Source organism: Amycolatopsis sp. NPDC049868 (assembly GCF_044461365.1).
GTDB lineage: Bacteria > Actinomycetota > Actinomycetes > Mycobacteriales > Pseudonocardiaceae > Amycolatopsis.
Genome location: NZ_JBITKV010000003.1, coordinates 860,100 through 881,003, shown reverse-complemented (window position 1 = coordinate 881,003; position 20,904 = coordinate 860,100). Strand labels below are relative to the sequence as shown.

General features: G+C 67.3%; 18 protein-coding genes. 7 read left to right on the top strand and 11 right to left on the bottom strand.

Annotated features, from left to right (window positions below):
• Positions 1-40 precede the first annotated feature (40 nt).
• Entirely contained in the window at positions 41-1,129 is a 1,089-nt protein-coding gene (locus ACIBTM_RS17815; protein WP_395877786.1) for a PA containing protein, read from the top strand.
• A gap of 252 nt (positions 1,130-1,381) precedes the next feature.
• Here the strand turns inward: ACIBTM_RS17815 and ACIBTM_RS17810 are convergent, their stop codons facing one another.
• From ACIBTM_RS17810 to ACIBTM_RS17775, 8 genes are all read right to left on the bottom strand, one after another.
• Positions 1,382-2,665 carry a thymidine phosphorylase gene (locus ACIBTM_RS17810; RefSeq protein ID WP_395877784.1) on the bottom strand — a complete coding sequence of 428 codons (1,284 nt, stop codon included), beginning with the start codon at positions 2,663-2,665 and terminating at the stop codon, positions 1,382-1,384.
• Positions 2,662-3,051, bottom strand: coding sequence for a cytidine deaminase (locus ACIBTM_RS17805; RefSeq protein ID WP_395877782.1), 390 nt, complete (start codon positions 3,049-3,051; stop codon positions 2,662-2,664). Before ACIBTM_RS17805 ends, ACIBTM_RS17810 begins: the two co-directional genes overlap by 4 nt.
• 1 nt (position 3,052) lies before the next feature.
• Positions 3,053-4,327: an ABC transporter permease gene (locus tag ACIBTM_RS17800; RefSeq protein ID WP_395877780.1), complete on the bottom strand. Its 1,275-nt coding sequence runs from the start codon at positions 4,325-4,327 to the stop codon at positions 3,053-3,055.
• Positions 4,324-5,421 carry an ABC transporter permease gene (locus ACIBTM_RS17795; protein WP_395877778.1) on the bottom strand — a complete coding sequence of 366 codons (1,098 nt, stop codon included), beginning with the start codon at positions 5,419-5,421 and terminating at the stop codon, positions 4,324-4,326. Before ACIBTM_RS17795 ends, ACIBTM_RS17800 begins: the two co-directional genes overlap by 4 nt.
• Positions 5,418-6,995 carry an ABC transporter ATP-binding protein gene (locus ACIBTM_RS17790; protein WP_395877776.1) on the bottom strand — a complete coding sequence of 526 codons (1,578 nt, stop codon included), beginning with the start codon at positions 6,993-6,995 and terminating at the stop codon, positions 5,418-5,420. The genes ACIBTM_RS17795 and ACIBTM_RS17790 overlap by 4 nt, the downstream gene beginning before the upstream one ends.
• Before the next feature lie 80 nt (positions 6,996-7,075).
• Positions 7,076-8,215 (bottom strand): BMP family protein, encoded by a 1,140-nt coding sequence (locus ACIBTM_RS17785; RefSeq protein WP_395877774.1) that lies wholly within the window; start codon positions 8,213-8,215, stop codon positions 7,076-7,078.
• A gap of 267 nt (positions 8,216-8,482) precedes the next feature.
• Complete coding sequence (locus ACIBTM_RS17780; protein ID WP_395877772.1) at positions 8,483-10,477, bottom strand: NPCBM/NEW2 domain-containing protein; 1,995 nt, start codon at positions 10,475-10,477, stop codon at positions 8,483-8,485.
• Between the two features lie 10 nt (positions 10,478-10,487).
• On the bottom strand, positions 10,488-11,411 hold the full coding sequence (locus tag ACIBTM_RS17775) for a Tat pathway signal sequence domain protein (RefSeq protein WP_395877770.1): 924 nt from the start codon (positions 11,409-11,411) through the stop codon (positions 10,488-10,490).
• 463 nt (positions 11,412-11,874) lie between these two features.
• Between ACIBTM_RS17775 and sdhC the strand changes: the two genes are divergently transcribed.
• The 5 genes from sdhC (at position 11,875) to ACIBTM_RS17750 (ending at position 16,422) form a co-directional block, all read left to right on the top strand.
• Complete coding sequence (gene sdhC / locus ACIBTM_RS17770) at positions 11,875-12,318, top strand: succinate dehydrogenase, cytochrome b556 subunit (RefSeq protein WP_081736504.1); 444 nt, start codon at positions 11,875-11,877, stop codon at positions 12,316-12,318.
• A 2-nt stretch (positions 12,319-12,320) separates the two neighbouring features.
• The gene (locus tag ACIBTM_RS17765; protein ID WP_037315751.1) at positions 12,321-12,740 is read left to right on the top strand and encodes a succinate dehydrogenase hydrophobic membrane anchor subunit; all 420 of its coding nucleotides are present in this window, start codon (positions 12,321-12,323) and stop codon (positions 12,738-12,740) included.
• 31 nt (positions 12,741-12,771) lie between these two features.
• Positions 12,772-14,526 (top strand): succinate dehydrogenase flavoprotein subunit, encoded by a 1,755-nt coding sequence (gene sdhA, locus ACIBTM_RS17760; protein ID WP_395877767.1) that lies wholly within the window; start codon positions 12,772-12,774, stop codon positions 14,524-14,526.
• Positions 14,526-15,296 carry a succinate dehydrogenase iron-sulfur subunit gene (locus ACIBTM_RS17755; RefSeq protein ID WP_101612304.1) on the top strand — a complete coding sequence of 257 codons (771 nt, stop codon included), beginning with the start codon at positions 14,526-14,528 and terminating at the stop codon, positions 15,294-15,296. Before sdhA ends, ACIBTM_RS17755 begins: the two co-directional genes overlap by 1 nt.
• A 160-nt stretch (positions 15,297-15,456) precedes the next feature.
• Positions 15,457-16,422 carry a hypothetical protein gene (locus ACIBTM_RS17750; protein WP_395877765.1) on the top strand — a complete coding sequence of 322 codons (966 nt, stop codon included), beginning with the start codon at positions 15,457-15,459 and terminating at the stop codon, positions 16,420-16,422.
• A 70-nt stretch (positions 16,423-16,492) separates the two neighbouring features.
• On the opposite strand, the gene ACIBTM_RS17745 is transcribed toward ACIBTM_RS17750, so the two are convergent.
• A complete protein-coding gene (locus tag ACIBTM_RS17745; RefSeq protein ID WP_395877763.1) occupies positions 16,493-17,725 on the bottom strand; it encodes a M14 family zinc carboxypeptidase in 1,233 nt (410 codons plus the stop codon).
• A 162-nt stretch (positions 17,726-17,887) separates the two neighbouring features.
• On the opposite strand from ACIBTM_RS17745, the gene ACIBTM_RS17740 reads away from it, so the two are divergent.
• Positions 17,888-18,805 (top strand): hypothetical protein, encoded by a 918-nt coding sequence (locus ACIBTM_RS17740; protein ID WP_395877761.1) that lies wholly within the window; start codon positions 17,888-17,890, stop codon positions 18,803-18,805.
• A gap of 342 nt (positions 18,806-19,147) precedes the next feature.
• On the opposite strand, the gene ACIBTM_RS17735 is transcribed toward ACIBTM_RS17740, so the two are convergent.
• Together ACIBTM_RS17735 and ACIBTM_RS17730 are read right to left on the bottom strand one after the other, a co-directional pair.
• Complete coding sequence (locus tag ACIBTM_RS17735) at positions 19,148-20,560, bottom strand: S8 family peptidase (protein WP_395877759.1); 1,413 nt, start codon at positions 20,558-20,560, stop codon at positions 19,148-19,150.
• Positions 20,561-20,638: 78 nt separating this feature from the next.
• Positions 20,639-20,893, bottom strand: a complete 255-nt coding sequence (locus ACIBTM_RS17730; protein ID WP_395877757.1) for an SCO4848 family membrane protein — start codon at positions 20,891-20,893, stop codon at positions 20,639-20,641.
• Positions 20,894-20,904 lie beyond the last annotated feature (11 nt).

The window sequence follows — 20,904 nt, the reverse complement described above, 5'->3', positions numbered from 1 at the left end:
TCACGTCCCTCCCATTTCCCCGCCCACGAAGGACACCGCAGTGACCACTGACAACCACATTGCAGCCCCGTCCTTCGACCGGATGCGCAACATGCTGGTGCGCGCGGCCGAAGTGCGTGAGAGCGAACAGCAGCAGATCTTCGACGCGCTCGACGACATCTACGCACGTCTGGCCCCGGTCGACTCGCTCGGCGCGGTGCGCAAGCGGCTCTCCGAGATGCCCGACCGCACCGAGACCAGCGTGCTCGCCGAGCGTCTCGACGAGACCATGTCGCGGCTCGAAGCGCAGGACACCGCGATCGCCGCGCTGACCCGCGCCGTCGAAAGCATCGTCGACAAGCTGGCCAAGCCGTTCGCTCAGCTCGACGGCCGCCTCGACGGCATGGCCGCGCGTCTGGAAGGCGTCGGGGGCCGGATGGACGGGCTCGAGGACAAGCTCCAGAACATCCACCGCCGTCTCGACGAGCTCGGCGCGCACCTCGACAAGCAGGACGTGAAGACCGACTCGCTGCCGCAGTCGGTGATCGGCCCGGTGCGCGAGCGCGTCGAGCAGGCCGAGTCCACCCTGCGGGACCGCGTCGACACCGTCGACCGCGAGCTGCGCACCCGCGTCGAGAACCTCGACAAGGCCACCAAGGAAAGCCTCACCGCGAACACCGAGGCGCTCAAGACCGCGCTGACCGAGACCGGCGAGATGGTCGACGCTTCGGATCGCCTCGACGGCCTGGGCGACCGCCTGGAGAAGGTCACCTCGCGGCTCGACGACCTGGCCGAGCGGCTCGACAAGGTCGAGGACGGCTTCACCGGGCGCCTCGGCGACCTCGACGGCTCGATCCGCTCCGGTCTGTCGAAGGTCGAGAGCACCCTGCAGAAGCAGCCGGACACCGACTCGGTCGACTCGCTGGTGCGCAAGAGCAACGACGAGTCCGTGCGCCGGATCGGCGGCCAGCTGGACGAGGCCATGGCGACCTTCGCGGAGCTGATGCTCGGCGGCGGACCGGCCGTGCAGCAGATCTCCCCGCCGCCGCCCGCCCCGCGTCAGCCGCGGCGCAGCTCGCGCAACGGCCGGGCGCCCAAGGCGGCCGACGCCAAGGCGAAGGCCGACGGCGCCGACGAGACCACCGACTGACGCTCTCTTGAGCGCGTGAAGGCCCCCTTCCCTCGGCTGAGCTGAGGGAAGGGGGCCTTCACGCTGTTCCGGCCTGGCTCCGCACCGACCTGCGTTTAGCGGGCTAATCGCGATCCGCCCACCCCCCGGGGCGCGGATGTCCTGAAGGCCCCCTTTGAGACGTTGAACGTCTCAAAGGGGGCCTTCAGGACACAGGGGTCGCGAGCAGGGCCAGCACCGCCGACGGATAGCGTTTAGCCCGCTAAACGCAGGTCAGGGGCGCACGGTCTCCAGGACGAGCGGAGCGGAGGCCGAGGCCTCCGCAGAGGCGACCGCGTAGGCGTCTTCGAGCGCAGCGAGAGCCGAAGGAACAGCATCGGGCGTATCGGTGTGCAGTTCCAGCAGCGGCTGCCCGGCCGAAACGTTGTCACCCGGCTTCGCCAGGCACAGCACACCCGCCGCGGCCTGCACCGGATCCTCCTTGCGCGCCCGCCCGGCCCCGAGCCGCCAAGCGGCGACCCCGACCGAGTAAGCGTCCAAACGCGACAAAACCCCATCCGAAGGCGCTTCCACCACGTGCACGTGCTTGGGCCGCGGCAAAGCGGCCTCCGGATCCCCGCCCTGCGCGGCGATCATCCGGCACCACGTCTCGTAGGCCTTTCCCGACGCGAGCACCGCGGCCGGGTCCACATCGGACAATCCGGCCAGCGCCAGCATCTCCCGCGCCAAAGCCACGGTCAGCTCGACGACGTCGGCCGGACCGCCGCCGCGCAGCACGTCGACCGACTCCGCGACCTCGATCGCGTTGCCGACGGCATAGCCCAAGGGCACGTTCATGTCCGTGATCAGCGCCGTCGTCGCGACGCCGTGCGCGGTCCCGATCTCCACCAGCGTCCGCGCGAGTTCACGGGCCTGCGGGAGCGTCTTCATGAACGCGCCCGAACCCGTCTTCACGTCGAGCACCAGCCCGGCCGAGCCCTCGGCGATCTTCTTGCTCATGATCGAGCTCGCGATCAGCGGGATCGACTCCACCGTCGAAGTCACGTCCCGCAGCGCGTACAGCTTCTTGTCCGCGGGAGCCAGCCCTTCAGTGGCCGCGCAGACCACCGCGCCGACCTCGTCGAGCTGCCGGATGATCTCCGATGTCGACAAAGAGGCACGCCAGCCTGGAATCGACTCCAGTTTGTCCAGCGTCCCGCCGGTGTGCCCGAGCCCGCGCCCGGACAGCTGCGGCACGGCCGCGCCACAGGCCGCGACGAGCGGCGCCAGCGGAAGCGTGATCTTGTCGCCGACGCCGCCGGTCGAATGCTTGTCGATCGTCGGACGGCTGACCTTCAGGTCCAGCCGCTCCCCCGACGAGATCATCGCGCCGGTCCAGCGCGCGATCTCGCCGGAGTCCATCCCCCGCAGGAAGATGGCCATCGCGAGCGCGGCCATCTGTTCCTCGGCGATGTCGCCGCGCGTGTACGCGTCGATCGTCCAGTCGATCTGCTCGTCGGACAGCCGTCCGCCGTCCCGCTTCGCGCGGATGACGTCGACAGCGGCGAACGCGCTCATGGCAGATCATCCGGTCCGAAAGCGTCCGGCAGCACCGAAGACATCGGCAGGATGCCGCTCGGGGTGTCCACCAGGCAGTCGGAACCACCGTGCTCGAACAGGATCTGGCGGCAGCGTCCGCACGGCATCAGCAGCGCGCCTTCACCGCTGCGGCACGCGACGGCGACGAGCTTGCCACCGCCGGTCAGCCGCAGCTGCCCCGCCATCGTGCATTCCGCGCACATTCCCAAGCCGTACGAAGCGTTCTCGACGTTGCAGCCGACGACGATCCGGCCGTCGTCCACCACCGCCGCGACACCGACGTGCAGGCCAGAGTACGGCGCGTACGCCGACTTCGCCGCCTCGATGGCCTGAGCCCGCAAGGCTTCCCAGTCGTACTCCGCCATGTCAGTCCTCACCTCGCCGGTACAGGGCGCCATCCGCCTTCGGCGGCCGTAGCCGCTGCGAAGCCACCGCCAGCACGATCAGCGTCACGAAGTGCGCGGTGTACGGGATGAGGTCGCTGGGCAGGTCGTCGTTGGTCCAGTAGATCGCGTACAGCAGGCCGGCGCCGACGACACCGAGCCCGGCGGCGATCCACTGACGGCGGAACAGCTGCACCGCCACGATCACGGCCAGCAGGATCACCGCGCCGTACAGCAGCGCGAGCACCGCGGTACCGCCACCGGCGAGCTGGAGACCGTCCGCGTACCCGAACAGCGCCGCGCCGCCGAGCAGGCCGCCCGGCCGCCAGTTGCCGAAGATCATCGCCGCGAGGCCGATGTAACCGCGGTTGTTGGTCTGGTTCTCCAGGTAGTCCGCGCCACCCGCGAGCAGCACCAGCGACGCGCCACCCATACCGGCGAGCCCGCCGGAGATGATCATGGCGACGTACTTGTGCAGGTAGACGTTCACGCCGAGGGATTCGGCCGCCACCGGGTTCTCACCGCAGGACCGCAGCCGCAGGCCGAACCTCGTCCGCCACAGCACGAAGTAGCTGATCGGGACCAGCGCGATCGCGATCATCGTCAGCGGCGCGACCTCGGTGATCAGGCCGTTGAGGATGCCGGCGAGGTCGGAGATGAAGACGCGTTGCATCTTTTCCAGGTCCGACAACCAGTCCGAGAGGAACGTCGCCGAGTACGTGTCGAACTTCGGCACCGGCGGCGACTGGCGCGGGTTCCCCGAAAGCGGGGTGAACACCAGGTTCGCCAGGTACTTCGCGACACCGAGACCGAGCAGGTTGATCGCCACACCGGAGACGATGTGGTTGACGTTGAAGGTCACCGTCGCGACGGCGTGCAGCAGCCCGCCGAGCGCGCCGAACACGACCGCCGAGATCAGCCCGGCCCAGACCCCGCCGTGGTAAGCGCCCCACGCGGCACCCCAGGTGCCGAGGATCATCATGCCTTCGAGGCCGATGTTGATCACGCCCGCGCGTTCGGCCCAGAGGCCGCCGAGCGCGCACAGCAGGATCGGCAGCGCCAGCCGCAACGCGGTATGCGCGGTGTTGGTCGAGGTCAGCGTGTTGACGCCGGTGGCGTACGACGCGATCGCGAGCACACCGACCGCCAGCAGACCCCAGATGGCTCCCTTGAGCCAGCCGGGGATACGCCGCTTCGGCGGCTTCACCGGCATGGTGGTCCCGCCCGTGTTGGGCGAAAGAACGTCCGCGGTGGTCACACCGCACCTCCCTCGGACACGCTGGAACCCTTGCGGCCGTTGCCCGCCAGCGCGCGACCCACGCGGCGTTGCTCGGCGGCCAGGTCGGCGCGGCGCACGATCTCGTACGCGATGACGACCGACAGCACGATCACGCCCTGCATGATCGTGGCGATCTCTTTGGACACGTTGATCTGCTCCAGCGAAACGGCGGACCGGTCGAGGAACGCCCACAGCAGGGCGCCCAGCGCGATCCCGGCCGGGTGGTTACGCCCGAGCAGGGCGACCGCGATGCCGGTGAAGCCGTACATCTGGGTCGAGGTGATGCCGTAGCTGAAATCGCGGCCGAGCAGTTCCGGCATCGCGACCAGACCGGCGACACCACCGGAAAGCAGCATCGCGATCAGCGTCATCTTCTTGGCGTTGACGCCACCCGCCGCGGCGGCCGTCGTCGATTCGCCGGAGGCCTTGAGCTCGAAGCCGAACCGGGTCCGGTTGAGCATGAACCAGTAGGCCGCGCCGATCAGCGCCGCGATGAACACGAAGCCGAACAGCTCACCGGGCCCGATCGGGATACCGGGGATCCGGCCGGTCTCGGCGATCTCCCGGGTGGCGATGTTGTTGCCGGTCTGCACGCCGAACTGGTCCGCGTTGACCAGGAACGCCACGATGCCGCCGACGATCGCGTTCAGCATGATCGTCGAGATGACCTCGGAAACGCCGCGGGTCACCTTCAGCACGGCGGGGATGGCCGCGTAGAGCATGCCGCTGGCCACCGCGACGATCAGGATCGCGATCACGTGGATCACCGGCGGCAGCTGCAGCGCCCCGCCGATGATGGCGGTGACGATGGCGGCGAACCGGTACTGGCCTTCGACACCGATGTTGAAGAGGTTCATCTGGAAGCCGATGGCCACCGCGAGCCCGGACAGGTAGTAGACCGTCGCCAGGTTCACCGTGTCGACGGCCGTCGAGCCCTTGAAGAGCTGGCCGATCATCGTGCCGTAGGCCTGGAGCGGATCCGCACCCGAGATGATCAGCGCGATGGCTGTCAGGATGACCGCGAAAACGATCGCGAGCAGAGGCGGCAGCAGCCTCGTACGCCAGCTACTCACGCTGCACCTTCTTCACTGTCTTCGGAGGCACCCGTCATAGCGGAGCCCAGTTCCTGCGGGGTCACGGTCGCGGGATCGGCCTCGCCGACCAGCCGTCCGCGCAGCATGACCTGGATGGTGTCGGAAAGCCCGATCAGCTCGTCGAGGTCGGCCGAAACCAGCAGGACGGCCAGCCCGGCGGCGCGCGCCTGGCGGATCTGTTCCCAGATCAGCGCCTGCGCGCCGACGTCGACACCGCGCGTCGGATGCGACGCGATCAGCAGGACGGGGTTGCCGGAAAGTTCGCGTCCGACGATCAGCTTCTGCTGGTTACCACCCGAAAGCGCGGCGGCGGGGACGTCGATACCCGGCGTGCGGACGTCGTACTCCTCGACGATCCGGCGGGTGTCGTCCCGCGCGCCGTCGATGTCGAGCAACTGTCCTTTCGCGACCGGTTCGCGCGTCTGGTAACCGAGGATCCGGTTGACCCACAAGGGTTGCCTGAGCAGGAGGCTGTGCCGCGTGCGGTCTTCGGCGATATAGCCGATCCCGGCCTCGCGGCGGGCGAGCGTCCCCAGTTTGTGCAGTTCGACGACTTTGCCGTCGGCCCCGGTGAGCTCGATCCGGCCGCCGCCCTTGCGCATGCCCATGATCGTCTCGACGAGTTCGGTCTGGCCGTTGCCCTCGACGCCGGCGATCCCGAGCACCTCACCCGCGTGCACGGTGAAGGAGATGTGGTCGAGCACGTTCCGCTCGGAACCCTCGACGCTCAGGCAAACGTCGTCCAGGCGGAGGACGTCCCGGTCGGTCACCGTGGATTCGCGGGTCTCCGGGCTGGGCAGTTCCGAACCGACCATCATCTCGGCCAGCTGACGTGAGGTGATCGTCTTCGGATCCGCCGTGCCGACGGTGGTGCCGCGGCGGATCACGGTGACCGTGTCGGCGATCGCGCGCACCTCGTCGAGCTTGTGCGAGATGAAGATGAAGGTGAAGCCGTCCTTCTGCATGGCGCGGACGGTCTCGAACAGCGCGTCGACCTCCTGCGGGACGAGCACCGCGGTGGGCTCGTCGAGGATGATGATCCGCGCGCCGCGGTAGAGCACCTTGACGATCTCCACGCGCTGGCGGTCGGCGACGCCGAGCTCTTCCAGCAGCGCGTCCGGGCGGGCGCGCAGGCCGACGCGTTCGGCGAGTTCCGCCAGCTTCGCCCTCGCCGCCCGGCCGATGCCGTGCAGGTTCTCCGCGCCGAGGAAGACGTTCTCCCCGACGGTCAGGTTGTCGGCCAGCATGAAGTGCTGGTGGACCATCCCGATCCCGGTCTTGATGGCGTCCTGCGGGTTGCGCAGTTTCACCGGTTCGCCGTTGATCGCGATGTCGCCCTCGTCCGGCTGCTGCATGCCGTAGAGGATCTTCATCAGGGTCGATTTGCCCGCGCCGTTCTCGCCGCAGACGGCGTGCACCTCGCCCTTGGTGACGGTGAGGTTGACGTCGGAGTTGGCCACGACACCGGGGAATCGCTTCGTGATCCCGGTCAGCTGCACGGCCGGTTCGCCCCGGTCGGGGGCGTCGGTGACCTCGGCCTGGGGAGCGCTCATGAAAAAGCCATCCAGTCTGGGAGTTAAACAGGTGAGGGCTCGGAAGGGTCGCCCTTCCGAGCCCTGCTGCCTGGTGAACCTTACTTCTGCGGCTTGTCCGAGACGGTGATCGCCCCGGAGACGATCTGCGCCTTGTAGCCGTCGAGGACGTCCTTGATGTCGTCGACCTTGCCACCGGAGGTGGCGTAGCCGATGCCGTCGACCTTGAGGTCGAAGCGCTTCGGCAGGGTCGTCAGGTCGCCCTTCGCCAGCGCGCGCAGGTAGTCGAACACCGCCACGTCGACGCGCTTGAGCATCGAGGTGATGATGACGTCCTTCGACGCCTCGACCGTCTTCTGGTTGTACTGGTCGGAGTCGACGCCGATGGCCATGGCGTTGTTGGACTTGGCCGCCTCGAAGACGCCCTTACCGGAGGCACCGGCGGCGTGGTAGATCACGTCCGCGCCCTTGGCGATCTGCGCGGCGGCCTTCACGTTGCCCTTCGCCGGGTCCTGGAACCCGGAGAAGTCACCGGCCGGGGTGAGGTACTCGTCCTCGATCTTGGCCTTGGTCGACGCGGCCTTCACACCCTGCAGGAAGCCCGCCTCGAACTTCTGGATCAGCGGCGTGTTCACGCCGCCGACGAAGCCGACGTGGCACTTCTTGGACTTGTAAGCGGCCGCGACACCGGCCAGGAACGAGCCCTGCTCCTCGGCGAACACCAGCGGGGTGACGTTCGGCGCCTTGACGGAGTCGTCGTCGACGATCGCGAACTGGGTGTTCGGGTACTTCGGCGCGATGGCGCCGACGGCCTTGGCGTAGGCGAAGCCGACCGCGATGACCGGGCTGAAGCCCTGCGAAGCGAGCTGGTCGAGACGCTGCGACTTCGCGGCCTCGTCCTCGGTCGCGGCGGCGGTGCTTTCGGTCACCGAGGTGACGCCGAGCTCGGCCTTCGCCTTGTCGGTACCGGCGGCGGCGGAGTCGTTGAAGGACGCGTCGCCGCGGCCGCCGACGTCGAAGGCCAGCGCGACCTTCAGCTTGCTGCCGTTGACCTTCTCACCCGACTGCGCGGAGCTGGTCGAGGCGGCCGCCGCGGCAGGCGGCTTCGGCGCCGTCACGCAGCTGGCGGACTGGTCCCCAGAGCTCGCGTTGTTGTTGTTCCCCGCACCCGAATCCTTCGCGCACCCGGCAAGTACCAGTGCACCGGCCATGGCGGCGGCGGCCAGCGCGGTTCCACGCATGCGACGCAACGTGTGTCTCCCTCCCCGCTGATCCAGCGGATGGTCCGAAGAAAGCGACCCGGCGACGCTGCCGGGTTCGACCGAGAGACGGTACCTAACGGCCGCTTTGCTGCCATAGGAAAGGCACGCTACGTAACACAAACGTTTACTCATGAATCGTGAGCGCGACGAATGGAGTACTTACGGTGATCACAATGGAGTAGCCGTGAGGAGGCCTTCTCCCCCGTTCGGGCGCGGGGAAGAAGGCGCTCACGCCCTGTTCAGGGCCTACTCGCAGGTGAGCACCGGCGAGGCCCAATCACCCCGGTCGTACTGGACACCGTCGCCACCGTCGGTGAGCACGAGCCGCAGGTAGCGCGCCCCGGTCACGTCCGCGGTCAAGGTCGTCGCCGGATCCGCCCAGGTCTTCAGACCGGACCCGGCGGCCTTGGTCCCGTCCGCGTAGACCTCGAACGCCGCCGAACCCTGTTTCGTCGCCGGCTCCTTCTCGTCGTCGATCCCGACGTCGGTGCTGAACGCCGAACAGCGGCCGCCGAGATAGAACACGACCTCGGCGCTCGCGTGCGTCCCCAGGCCTTTGGCGTGTTTCGCGCCGTTGATGGTCAGCGGCTTGCCGTCACCGGCCGGGATCCCGCCGTTCGACATGTCCTTCTCGACCGGCCCGTACCCGTTCCGTTCGGCGGCGATGGCGACGTCGCTGGCCCAGACCCGGCCGGACGGCGGCGCCGCGGGCACCGTCACCGGTGAGGCCGTGGCTCTCGTCACCTTTCCGAAACGTGTCGTCCGGTACGCGAGTGCGCTGGTCAGCACCGCCTTCGTACCGGCCGCCGCCGGTGGCGGAGTGAGCCGCCAGCGACCGGTCGCGGACTCACCCGTGGTCAGCACCACCGGACGCGGCAGGGCCAGTCGCTCGGCCTTCCACCCGTCCGGTGCCGTCAAGGAGACCTCCGGGGTGAACACCGGGACGCGGGCCTCGTTGGTCGCCCGGACCGTGACCTCGATCGGTTCACCCGGAGGAAGGATTTCGCCGGGGATGCCCGGCACCGGGGCACGGAGTTCGAGCCCACCGCTGACCAGCGGCGCGTGCCGGAACCAGTCGCCACCCGCCTTCACCCGGTAGATCACCGTCTCGTGCGGGCCGACGACCGCCGAGATCCGCCCGGCGGTCTGCAGGTTCTCGTGCCGCCACAGATCCCGCAGGCTGTACCCGGCCGCGGACGGCAGGCCGATCTCCCGCGCGCTGGTCGAGATCGTCGCGTTCGCCGAGTTCTCGTTGAACAGCGCCACCGCGACGTCGCCGTTCGCCAGTGGTTTCGCGAAGACCCATTTCCCGTCCACGGCGGACAGCACCTTCGCCTGGACACCCTTGCGGTCCTGGTCGACCGCGATGATCTCGTCGTTGCGGAGGATGTCGAAATGCTCGGCCGACACCTTCCGCAAGTCGGCGCCGATCAGCAGCGGCGCGGCCATCATGGCCCACAGCGCGAAATGCGTCTTGTACTCGGCCGTGGACATGCCGCCGTTGCCGACTTCGAGCATGTCGGGGTCGTTCCACCGGCCCGGTCCGGCGTAGGCGTCCAGCGGCGCGTTCTGCTTCATCAGCTGGAGCATCCGTGACCAGTTGTCCTTGATGTCGCCCGTGGTCCGCCACAGATGCCCGACGTCCGCACCCCACTGCCACGGTTTGTTCTCGCCCCACTCGCAGATCGAGAACACGATCGGGCGGCCGGTCCTCTTCAGCGCGTCCCGCATCTTCGTGTACCGCTCCAGCGCGGGACGGCCCTGGTTGTTGCAGTTGTCGTACTTGAGGTAGTCGACACCCCAGTCGGCGAAGGTCCGCGCGTCGACCTCTTCGTGGTCGAGCCCGCCCGGCATCGTCTTGGCGCAGGTCACCGTGCCGGCGCTGGTGTAGATGCCGAACTTGAGCCCCTTCGAATGCACGTAGTCGGCGAGTGCCTTGATACCGCTCGGGAATCGTGTCCTGTGCGCTTCCAGCTTCCCCTCGGCGTCGCGCAGCGGCTCCGCCCAGCAGTCGTCGACGTTGACGTACTCGTAGCCGGCGGCCTTGAGCCCCTTCGAGACGAAGATGTCCGCGGTGTCGCGGATCAGCTTCTCGTCGACGTCGCAGCCGGTCGTGTTCCAGTTGTTGAACCCCATGGGCGGGGTCAGCGCCAGTCCGTCCGGCAAGGCCTCCGCGGCGGGAGCCGTCACCAGCACGGCCAGCGCGACCGCCGCCATCAGCGTCGCTCCGGTCTTCCGCATGCCGCCCCCCTCAGACCAGCTGGTAGGACTTGAGACCACGGATGTTCTGGTGACAGTTCTTCAGGCCGGACGAGTTGAGGCTGCGGTAGATACCCCATTTCGGCCGCAGATAGTTCTTGTCCCGCCACAGATCCGCCGGTTTCCGGACGTCGGCGACGGTGCGGGCGCCGTCCTTGAGCACGCAGCGCAGGTATCCGGTGTGCGAAGCCTTGAACTCCCACGACACGTCGATCCACTTGTTCTGCAGGGGCGCGTAGTCGGCGAGGTCGGCCTCCGCGCCCGAGTCACCGGCGATCGTCAGCACCCCCTTCCCGCCCTTCTGGCGCGGCGTGAGCGTCCACTGTGGAGCGCCGACGTCGGGCACCTTCATCTGGAACAGATGTGTGAACGACGTCGTGGCGGTCAGCTCGGAGGGCCAATAGGCCTGGTAGGAGATCCGCCAGGTCTGGTTCTGGAGGATCTTGTAGGTGGTGTCGCCGTCGCGCATCCCCTTCGACTCGTTGCGCTGCCGATCTGTCGACGTGTCGACATCACGGGTGTGCATGTCGAACCGCCAGTGATCGCCCTCGGGATAGATGTGCTTGACCCCGGGATGCGAGCCCGCGCGATCGTCCTCCAGCCCTTCGAACGCCCTCAGCCCGTCTTCGGCGGGATCGGGGCTCCACCGCAAGGTCCAGGTCGCCGCCCGCGCCGTCCCGGCGCCGAGCGCGACCGCGCCGAACACGCCGGCACCCAGGACGAGCACCTTCCGGCGGTCGATGTTCTCCATGACGGTTTTCCCTTCATCGGGGGACGGGGTGGCGGCGGAAGGGGGCGCGTATCCGCCGTCCACATAGGACCTGCGGATCCGGGGCGCGGCGACACTCGTGAGTTCACTCACCGGCGTGAGCGGGGCCCGCACGGCCGGGCGCGGCGCGACGGTCCGCTCAGCCACGGAGGCGGGCCGATGACACTGAGGCTGGCCCATGGTCACCCCATCGTGAACTCGGCCGAGTGATCAGATGTCTACCCGGCCGAACGTAAGATATGAAATACGATACGTCAATAAACTCCCATTAGAGCAACCCCTTCGGCCGATCGGCGTTCAACCCGAGGCGATGTCCCACTGAAAGAGATCGGATGTCCTTGGCCTTTAGGGGCTTGGATCGGCGCGTAAGCGGCGAACCGGGGCGGATCCGCCGCCGTCACCCGCGACAGGGCGTGATGTCTGGTCCATCACACACACGAACCCGGAGGTGAGCCCACCGTGAGGTGCGGGTCTAGCATCCTTTTCATCCACGCTCGATGACCATGATCTCGGCACCGTCGCCGGAGCCGTCCCAGGTGGACGACCCGGCGGCAGGCGCGGAAACCAGCGGTCAGCGGGCCCAAGCCATGACGTTGGAGGCCGTTCACCGATGTCCACCACGGCTAGCACCGCCTCTGAGGCGGCCGCGAGCGATCGGGCGGGTGCCTCACGCCGGCAAGGGACCTTCTACCGGGGCGACCCCGGTATGTGGTCCTGGGTGCTGCACCGCATCACCGGCGTGCTGACATTCTTCTTCCTCTTCGTGCACGTGCTCGACACCGCGCTCGTGCGCGTGTCGCCCGACACGTACAACGAGGTCATCGAGACCTACAAGACCCCGCTGGTCAACCTCCTCGAGGTCGGCCTCGTCGGCGCGGTGCTGTTCCACGCGCTCAACGGCATCCGGGTCATGCTGGTCGACTTCTGGGAGAAGGGACCGAAGTTCCAGAAGCCGATGCTCTGGACCATCCTGGCCATCTGGGTCGTGGTGATGATTCCCGGTGCCTTCTTCATGATGAAGCGCACCGTCGAGACGCTCTTCGGGGGTAACTGACCATGGCATCCGAAGTCCTCGCACTCGACAAGCCGCGCTCGCCGAAGCGCCCCGCCGCTCGCCGCAGCAACTTCGAGCTCTACAGCTGGCTGTTCATGCGCATCTCGGGCCTCGCCCTGATCGTGCTGGTGCTCGGCCACCTGTTCATCATGAACATCCTCGACGGCGGCGTGCACCGCATCAACTGGGGCTTCGTCGCCGGCCGCTGGGCCTCGCCGTTCTGGCAGTTCTGGGACCTGTCGATGCTGTGGCTCGCCGAGATCCACGGCGGCAACGGCCTGCGGACGATCATCGACGACTACGCCCGCAAGGACAGCACCCGGTTCTGGCTGAAGATCGTGCTCTACGTCTCGATGGTGCTGATCCTCGCCGTCGGCACGATGGTGATCTTCACCTTCGATCCCGGCATCTCGGCCAACTGACGCCCCACCACACGTTCAAAGCGGAGTCCTCATGCAGTTCCACAAGTACGACGTGGTGATCGTCGGCGCCGGTGGCGCCGGCATGCGCGCGGCCATCGAATCCGGCCAGCGTGCCCGCACCGCGGTCCTCACCAAGCTCTACCCGACGCGTTCGCACACCGGCGCCGCCCAGGGCGGCATGTGCGCCGCGCTGGCGAACGTCGAAGAGGACAACTGGGAGTGGCACACCTTCGACACGATCAAGGGCGGCGACTACCTGGTCGACCAGGACGCCGCCGAGATCATGGCGAAGGAAGCCATCGACGCGGTCCTCGACCTCGAAAAGATGGGCCTGCCGTTCAACCGGACGCCCGAAGGCAAGATCGACCAGCGCCGCTTCGGCGGCCACACCCGTGACCACGGCAAGGCCGCGGTGCGCCGCGCCTGCTACGCCGCGGACCGCACGGGGCACATGATCCTGCAGACGCTGTATCAAAACTGCGTCAAGCACGGCACCGAGTTCTTCAACGAGTTCTACGTGCTCGACCTGGTGCTGACCCCGGACGAGAACGGCAACCCGGTCGCGTCCGGCGTCGTCGCCTACGAGCTGGCGACCGGCGAGCTGCACGTCTTCCAGGCGAAGTCGATCGTGTTCGCCACCGGCGGCGCGGGCAAGATCTTCAAGACCACGTCGAACGCGCACACCCTCACCGGTGACGGCCTCGGCATCATCTTCCGCAAGGGCCTGCCGCTGGAGGACATGGAGTTCTTCCAGTTCCACCCGACAGGTCTGGCCGGGCTCGGCATCCTCATCTCCGAGGCCGTGCGCGGCGAGGGCGGCATCCTCCGCAACGCCGACGGCGAGCGGTTCATGGAGCGCTACGCCCCCACCATCAAGGACCTCGCGCCGCGTGACATCGTCGCCCGGTCGATGGTGCAGGAAGTGCTGCAGGGCCGTGGTTGCGGGCCGAACAAGGACTACGTCGTCCTCGACGTCACGCACATCCCGGAAGAGACGCTGAACGCGAAACTCCCGGACATCATGGAGTTCTCGCGGACTTACCTGGGCGTCGACCCGGTCACCGAGCCGGTGCCCGTGTTCCCGACCTGCCACTACGTGATGGGCGGTATCCCGACCAACATCCACGGCGAGGCGTTGCGGGACAACGAGAACGTCATCCCCGGCCTGTACGCCGCGGGCGAGGTCGCGTGTGTTTCGGTGCACGGCTCGAACCGGCTCGGCACCAACTCGCTGCTCGACATCAACGTGTTCGGCCGTCGCGCCGGCATCGCCGCCGCCGAGTACGCGCTGGCGCACGAGCACATCGAGCTGCCGGAGAACCCGACTCGCGTCGTGGAAGACCAGCTGGCGCTGCTGCTTTCGGAGCACGGTGACGAGCGCGTCGCCGACATCCGCACCGAGCTGCAGCGGACGATGGACTCGCACGCTTCGGTGTACCGCACCGAGGACACCCTGAAGCAGGCGCTGACCGACGTGCAGGCGCTGAAGGAGCGGTACAGCCGGATCACCGTGTCGGACAAGGGGAAGCGGTACAACACCGACGTCCTCGAGGCCGTCGAGCTGGGCTTCCTGCTCGAACTCGCCGAGGTCCTGGTCGTCGGCGCCCTGGCGCGCAAGGAATCCCGCGGCGGGCACGCGCGCGAGGACTACCCGAACCGTGACGACACGAACTTCATGCGGCACACCATGGCCTACAAGGAGGGCGAAGGTCTTACCGCCGACGTCCGCCTGGACTACAAGCCGGTGACCTTCACCCGCTACGAACCGATGGAGCGGAAGTACTGATGACCACGGCCACCCCCGAGAAGTCGGAGGCCGTGTCCTCCGACCACACGCCGATCACCGTCACGCTGAAGATCCTCCGGTTCAACCCCGAGATCGACAACGAGCCGCACTGGGAGTCCTACGACGTCCCGGCGCAGCGCACCGACCGGCTGCTGAACCTGCTGTTCTACGTGAAGGACTACATCGACGGGACGTTCTCGTTCCGGCGCTCGTGCGCGCACGGCGTCTGTGGTTCCGACGCGATGCAGATCAACGGCATCAACCGGCTGGCGTGCAAGGTCCTGATGAAGGACCTGCTGGAGACCAACGGCAAGAAGACGACGATCACGATCGCGCCGATCAAGGGTCTGACCACGCTCAAGGACCTTTACGTCGACATGGACCCGTTCTTCGAGGCGTACCGTGCGGTGAAGCCGTACCTGATCGCCTACGGGAACGAGCCCACGCGCGAGCGGATCCAGTCGCAGGCCGACCGCGACCGGTTCGACGACACGACCAAGTGCATCCTGTGCGCCTGCTGCACGTCCTCGTGCCCGGTGTACTGGAACGACGGCTCGTACTTCGGCCCGGCGGCGATCGTCAACGCGCACCGGTTCATCTTCGACTCGCGTGACGAAGGCGCCGAAGAGCGTCTCGACATCCTGAACGACTCCGAGGGTGTCTGGCGCTGCCGGACGACGTTCAACTGCACCGACGCCTGCCCGCGCGGTATCCAGGTGACGAAGGCCATTCAGGAAGTGAAGCGCGCCCTGCTGTTCAAGCGCGTCTGACACTTCTGCTCCAAGTACATGAAGGCCCCCTTCCTTGCGCCTAGCGCAAGGAAGGGGGCCTTCATGTACTTGCGACCGAGTTATCCACAACAGGGTGGTTATCCACAGGTCTCGCGAATGGCACTGGTGACGTAGTAGCTACCGCGCTCAGGCTGGTTGCATGACCAAGAGGGGAAGATGGGCTCAGCATCCCGAACTGCTGTCAGAGCGAAGCCGCAATGGCGTCGTCCGGGCTTCCGACCTGGAAAGCCTGGAGATGAGCAGCAGGACGATCTATACCCGTTGCTTGCCAGGTGGGCCTTGGCGGCGACTGCTTCCGGGCATAGTCCTGCTGCACAACAACGAGCCGACAACCGAACAACTCGTGACCGCGGGTCTCCTGCACGGTGGCGAGGACGCGGTTCTCACCGGCACGGAAGCCTGTCTCCGGCACGGCCTTCGGCAGGCGGCGATGCCGCCGGATACAGGACTGCACCTGCTGATTCCGCACGACCGGAAGATCCGCAGCACCGGCTTCGTGACCATGGAGCGGACGATCCGACTGCCACCACCGGTCACCCGGGACGGAGTTCCCTTGGCGCCGCTGATCCGGGCCACGACGGATACAGTGCGCCGGCTCGGGAACGCCGAGCAGGTCGAGGCGGTTCTGATCGAAGCGGTCCAGAAAGGCGGGTGCCATCCGAAGGCCCTGCTCCGCGAACTCGATCACGGCTCGCTACGAGGGACCGCGGTACCGAGACGGTTGCTGACGGGCTGGGTGGACCTCCGTTCCATGGCGGAGTCGCGGGCCAAACTGCTCGCACAGAGACTGTCTGTTCCCCCGAGCCATTGGAACGCGACGATCCACGACCGTGAGGGCCGCTACATCGGTCGTCCCGACGCGTTGTGGCAGGACGTGGGCCTCGTCTGGGAAATCGACTCGTTCGAGTTTCACTTCCGCAAAGCGGACTACGCACGAACCGTCGACCGCAACACCCGGTACGCGGCGGCGGGTCTCGTCGTCGTGCAAACCCTGCCTTCCCGGCTGCGAGACGACCCCGACGGCGTTCTCTCCGATCTCACTGCCGCTCATCGCGTCGCCTCAGCCAGGCCCCGGCCCGACATCCACCTCTCGTCGGCGGCCTGAAGTACATGAAGGCCACCTTCCTGTACCTAGGCGCAAGGAAGGGGGCCTTCATGTACTTGCAACCGGCGCGCTACTCCAGAACGCGGGCCGCGGCGGCGGAGTCGGCGGAGTCAGCGGAGTCCGCAGTGCCCGGCAGCAGGTCGAAAGCCTCCGGATCGATGCGGTCGACAGCGCCCGTGCTCACGTCCCGCAGCATGTTGTACAGCCCCGCCATCACCGCGCGCGTGAAGTGTTCCCGGTGCTGCTGCCCGAGCGTCTGCGTCTGCCCGCGCACCTCGAACAGCACCGTCCCCGTCCCGTTCAAGGCGAACGAACACCGCGCCTGCCCCGGCAGATCACGATCCGCGGCATGCGGATACCGCGCCCCGACGAAACCGCGCGACGTCATCCCGTTGAACGCGCTGATCGCCAGCTGCCTCGATTCGTCCTTTGTGTACACATCGCGATACTTCGCGTACTTCTGGCCGGGCTCGAAGAACTTGTCGGGCAGCGGCGGGTAGTCGATGCCGACGTCGAGGAGCCGGTTGCTGCCGTCCTGCCGGACACACGCGCCTTGGTGGTGCAGATCGACGTAGACGTCGGGCACCTTCCCGCGCCGGGCGGTCAGCTCCACGTACACCGAACGCAGGGCCCGCGCCTCGGGCGTGATGAACCAGCCCGGCCGGTCCGGCGCGCCAGGGAGGTCCTCCGCGCGCGGGACGTAGTTCAGGTCCGGATTGAAGTCGCGGTTGACGTCGAACCCCGGCCGCTTCCGGTAGTCGTCGCCCTGGAGGACGTCGCTGAGGTAGTTCCAGGCGGGCGGGCGGTCCTTCAGCTGGGGGAACGTCCGCTGAACCTCGGCCCACGACAGGTCGTTGCCGCGCCGGTCGAGTTCGGCGCCGTCCGGGTTCAGTTTCGGCACGGCGACGAAAGTGATGGTCTTCCGCAGCCGCTCGGCGTCTCGCGACTCCGAGGTGCCGAGGTAGTCCAGGATGCGTAACAGGGCGTCGGTGCCGGTCTTTTCGTTCCCGTGGATCTCGCTGGAGACCACGAAGACCTTCGGGCCGGTCCCGACGGTCGCTTGATGGATCACCCGGCCGCGGTTGGACCGCCCGACCTCCTTGACCGCCACTCGCCCTTTGCTCGCGCGCTCGAGCCTGCCGAGTTCCCGCACCATCTCGCGATAGTCGGTGAACTCGTCGATGGGCAGCTCCCGCGGTTCGTCGCTGCAGGGTGCCACCGGAGCCGCCGCCGCGGGCGTGCTGAGCAGTGGGAGCATCGCCAGCCCCACCACCACGGGAACCAACCGGCCGAACACCGACATCGTGAACTCCCCACTGTCGAAGGTGTTCACAACCTAGCGAGCAAGGACGCGGTCGCGTATCCGTCGAAAGGTGCTTCGCCGTCAAGAAGACCGTTGGAAACGGTGTGTGACTGAGATAGCCTGGAGAGTCACCAAGCCGGGTGATCGAGGGGCGGCGAGGCGATGGGTGCTGGTTCGGAGCTGCGCGCGATCCTTTCGCAGCGACTCGTGCCTCTGATCGCGGAAATCGAAGAACTGGTTTACAAACACGGCTACATTCGCGTGTTCGGAAGCACGATCACCATGCTGGGCACGGTCGGCCTGCTCGGTCAGGTACTCGGCGTCGCTTGGCTCAGAACGGCTTTCGCCACCGCCGCCGGCGCCTTGTTCGTCTTGGCCGCGCTGGTTTCGTTCGCGGGAACGCAACGGCAACGCAACAAACTCGTCAACGTGGAGAACATTCTTCACGACTACGCCGACAGCATGCACACGGATTCACCGATCGTCCTCCGCGAGTGGCGGCAAGAAACCATCGTCGAGAACAATGGTGATGTCTACTGCAAACGCAACATAATCCTCAACGCCGCCGCGGACGGCAAGCCGAGATACGTTTCGCTCAAGATGGCCTACTACGGCATAACACCCTTGACCGCCAGGGCGAAACGGCGCATCTCGTGCAAGGCGTACCACGCGAGACCGGAAAGCGCGTCCGAGCGCACACGGGCGAAGGCCACGTCGGTCTGGAAGAACTCGAAGACCGGCAAGCCCCGCCTCGACATCTACGTGCACTTGGGCAACCGGGTCGCGGACGGCGACCTCGTGACCGTCGAGTGGTGGTGGCCGAAGATGTCGGCGGACCTGATGAGCGGCGCGGAGCCGGAGGACTTCGATGTGGTCTTCGACAAGCAGGTCTGCAAGTTCACCCACCGAGTGGTCTTCCGCAACGTCCCGAACCCCGCGTCTCTCACCGTGCGCAATCAGGGCGCGCGGAATTTCAAGAAGAGAGTGCGGAACAAGGATGTGATCGTCGAGTACTCGGCTCGCGAGCCCCGGTTGAGCGAGCGGATGGGCTTCGTCGCGGACTACACGCGTAACGGCTGACGCTCCGGCACGGGTTTCATGCCGGAGCCAGGCGGTGGCTAGTTGCCACCCGTCTCAGAACCGCCGGTCATCATGTGTGTCCATTCGCGAGGTTGGATCGGTCGTCCCCATCGGTGCCGATGTGGTGGAGGCGACATTAACCGAAGCCGATCGACCATCAATCGACACCTACCCCATTGGGGTTTCACCCAGACGAGTTTACCTCGCCCGGAGACCGTCAAGACCGAAGAATCCGGTATGTGTTCGGGTGGTCACCGAACGGATCTTGCTTTTCGGCAAGCGGCGGAACGCATTCGGGGCCGGCCCACCCCGTGGACCGGCCCCGAATACCCGGAAATCCTTTTACTTCACCGCGTCCAGGGCGTTGACGCGGCCGTGGCCGTAGTACGTGTTGTCCTTGGCCGGACCTTCACAGACCGGCGCCGCGGTTCCGCACGGAACCTCGTCCGCCTGGTGCTCCAGCAGCCACCTCAGCGCCGCGGGCGGAGCGTGCCGGAAGCGGGACGCCAGCAGCGCGGCGACGCCGGCGGCGTGCGGAGACGCCATCGAGGTGCCGCACTTGGCGCCGTAGCCGCCGTTGAAGATCGTCGACAGCGGGCAGCCCACGCCCTGGCCGGTGGGCGGCAGCTGGGCGCGGTCGCCACCGGGAGCGGTGACCGAAACGTCGTCACCGTAGTTGCTGTACGACGACTTCGTGCCCGCGTAGCCGATGGCCGAGACGTTGACGACGCCGTCGATGGCCTTGGGCAGGATGCCGCAGCTCTCGTCGACCGGGTGGGGTCGGTTCGGGTCGGTGGTCTGCTCATCCGGGTCGAAGCCGCTGTTGCCGGCGGCGGCGACGTTCAGCACGCCACGTCCGGTCGAGTAGGTCACCGCGCGGCGGACGGCCTCGAACGCGGCCGCGTCGCCCGGCTCCTTCGAGCAGTAGAACATGCCCGGGTCGATGTAGTAGCTGTTGTTCGTGACCGGGAAGCGGTGCTTCGCCGCCCACATGAACCCGCACACCGCGGCCTCGGGGAGGATCAGGCCGTCGTCGTTCACGACCTTCACCGACGCGAGCTTGACACCGGGCGCGACACCCGTGAAGCCGCGCGCCGCGTCCTTGCCCGCGATCGTGCCGGCGACGTGCGTGCCGTGGTCGGAGTTCGTGGGCGCCCAGGCGGCGGGCGTGGTGTCGGGCGCGCCGCTGTTGCAGCCGGCCGACACGCTCGGGTCGAGGGCCGCCTTCAGCGCGGGGTGGGTGGGCTCGATGCCCGAGTCCAGTACGCCGACGGTCACCGAGCGGCTGCCACCGGAGATCTTGTTCGCCTCGGGAGCCTGGATCGCCCGCATGTCCCACTGCTGGGCCGACAGATCCTCTTCGACCGCGACGCTGGTGGTCTCTTCGGTTTCCTTGGTGTCGACCACGGCGGAGCGGGTCGCGCTGGTGGTGGCCGCCGGCGGGAACGCGACGTCGCGGCCGCCCGAGTAGGCGCGGAAGACGCCGATCTTCGCCTGGAAGTCGGCGTTGCGCGAGGTCGCCACCGCGACCCCGATCTCCGGGTAGTACGCGACCTTCTCGCCGCACTTCGCGCGCAGCTCACTGTCGACCTTGCGCTCCGGGGTACCCGGGTTGTAGAGCACCACGTAGTTGAACGGCGCGCTCGCGGTGTCGCACTGCGGCGCGGGCGCGGCGCTCGCCGACGGGGCCACGAACACGCTTCCCGCCGCCGCCGCGACGAGCGCGGGGACGAGCAGGCGTCTGATCCGGGACATTCCACCTCCATGATTCGGTGGAGTGAACCTAGGCGAGCCGAAGGCGGCCCACCACCGTCAAAAGGACGACAAACCGGATCAGGCGTCAGCCTTTTCCGCGTCCTGCGACCTGGCGCCACGAAGCGTGCGCAGACCGATGACGCCGATGATGGTGCCGAGCACGAAGGAGACCACCGTCAGCACCGCGTGCACGATGAAGTAGGCGGTGGGCGAACCGTCCGCGGCCCAGGCGCGGTCACTGTCCCAGAGGTTCTTGGCGAACGTGATCCAGATGATCCACGACCACACGCCGAAACCCAGCAGGAACATCGAAGTACCTCGCGAAATGCGCATGCCCCTGAGTA

What these genes read in the sequence shown, in the direction of transcription:
- ACIBTM_RS17810 (WP_395877784.1), bottom strand. Translation starts at nt 2,665, where the DNA reads ATGAGCGCGTTCGCCGCTGTCGACGTCATCCGCGCGAAGCGGGACGGC.
- ACIBTM_RS17805 (WP_395877782.1), bottom strand. Translation starts at nt 3,051, where the DNA reads ATGGCGGAGTACGACTGGGAAGCCTTGCGGGCTCAGGCCATCGAGGCG.
- ACIBTM_RS17790 (WP_395877776.1), bottom strand. Translation starts at nt 6,995, where the DNA reads ATGAGCGCTCCCCAGGCCGAGGTCACCGACGCCCCCGACCGGGGCGAA.
- ACIBTM_RS17785 (WP_395877774.1), bottom strand. Translation starts at nt 8,215, where the DNA reads ATGCGTGGAACCGCGCTGGCCGCCGCCGCCATGGCCGGTGCACTGGTA.
- ACIBTM_RS17780 (WP_395877772.1), bottom strand. Translation starts at nt 10,477, where the DNA reads ATGCGGAAGACCGGAGCGACGCTGATGGCGGCGGTCGCGCTGGCCGTG.
- sdhC (WP_081736504.1), top strand. Translation starts at nt 11,875, where the DNA reads ATGTCCACCACGGCTAGCACCGCCTCTGAGGCGGCCGCGAGCGATCGG.
- ACIBTM_RS17765 (WP_037315751.1), top strand. Translation starts at nt 12,321, where the DNA reads ATGGCATCCGAAGTCCTCGCACTCGACAAGCCGCGCTCGCCGAAGCGC.
- sdhA (WP_395877767.1), top strand. Translation starts at nt 12,772, where the DNA reads ATGCAGTTCCACAAGTACGACGTGGTGATCGTCGGCGCCGGTGGCGCC.
- ACIBTM_RS17755 (WP_101612304.1), top strand. Translation starts at nt 14,526, where the DNA reads ATGACCACGGCCACCCCCGAGAAGTCGGAGGCCGTGTCCTCCGACCAC.
- ACIBTM_RS17750 (WP_395877765.1), top strand. Translation starts at nt 15,457, where the DNA reads ATGACCAAGAGGGGAAGATGGGCTCAGCATCCCGAACTGCTGTCAGAG.
- ACIBTM_RS17745 (WP_395877763.1), bottom strand. Translation starts at nt 17,725, where the DNA reads ATGTCGGTGTTCGGCCGGTTGGTTCCCGTGGTGGTGGGGCTGGCGATG.
- ACIBTM_RS17740 (WP_395877761.1), top strand. Translation starts at nt 17,888, where the DNA reads ATGGGTGCTGGTTCGGAGCTGCGCGCGATCCTTTCGCAGCGACTCGTG.
- ACIBTM_RS17735 (WP_395877759.1), bottom strand. Translation starts at nt 20,560, where the DNA reads ATGTCCCGGATCAGACGCCTGCTCGTCCCCGCGCTCGTCGCGGCGGCG.
- ACIBTM_RS17730 (WP_395877757.1), bottom strand. Translation starts at nt 20,893, where the DNA reads ATGCGCATTTCGCGAGGTACTTCGATGTTCCTGCTGGGTTTCGGCGTG.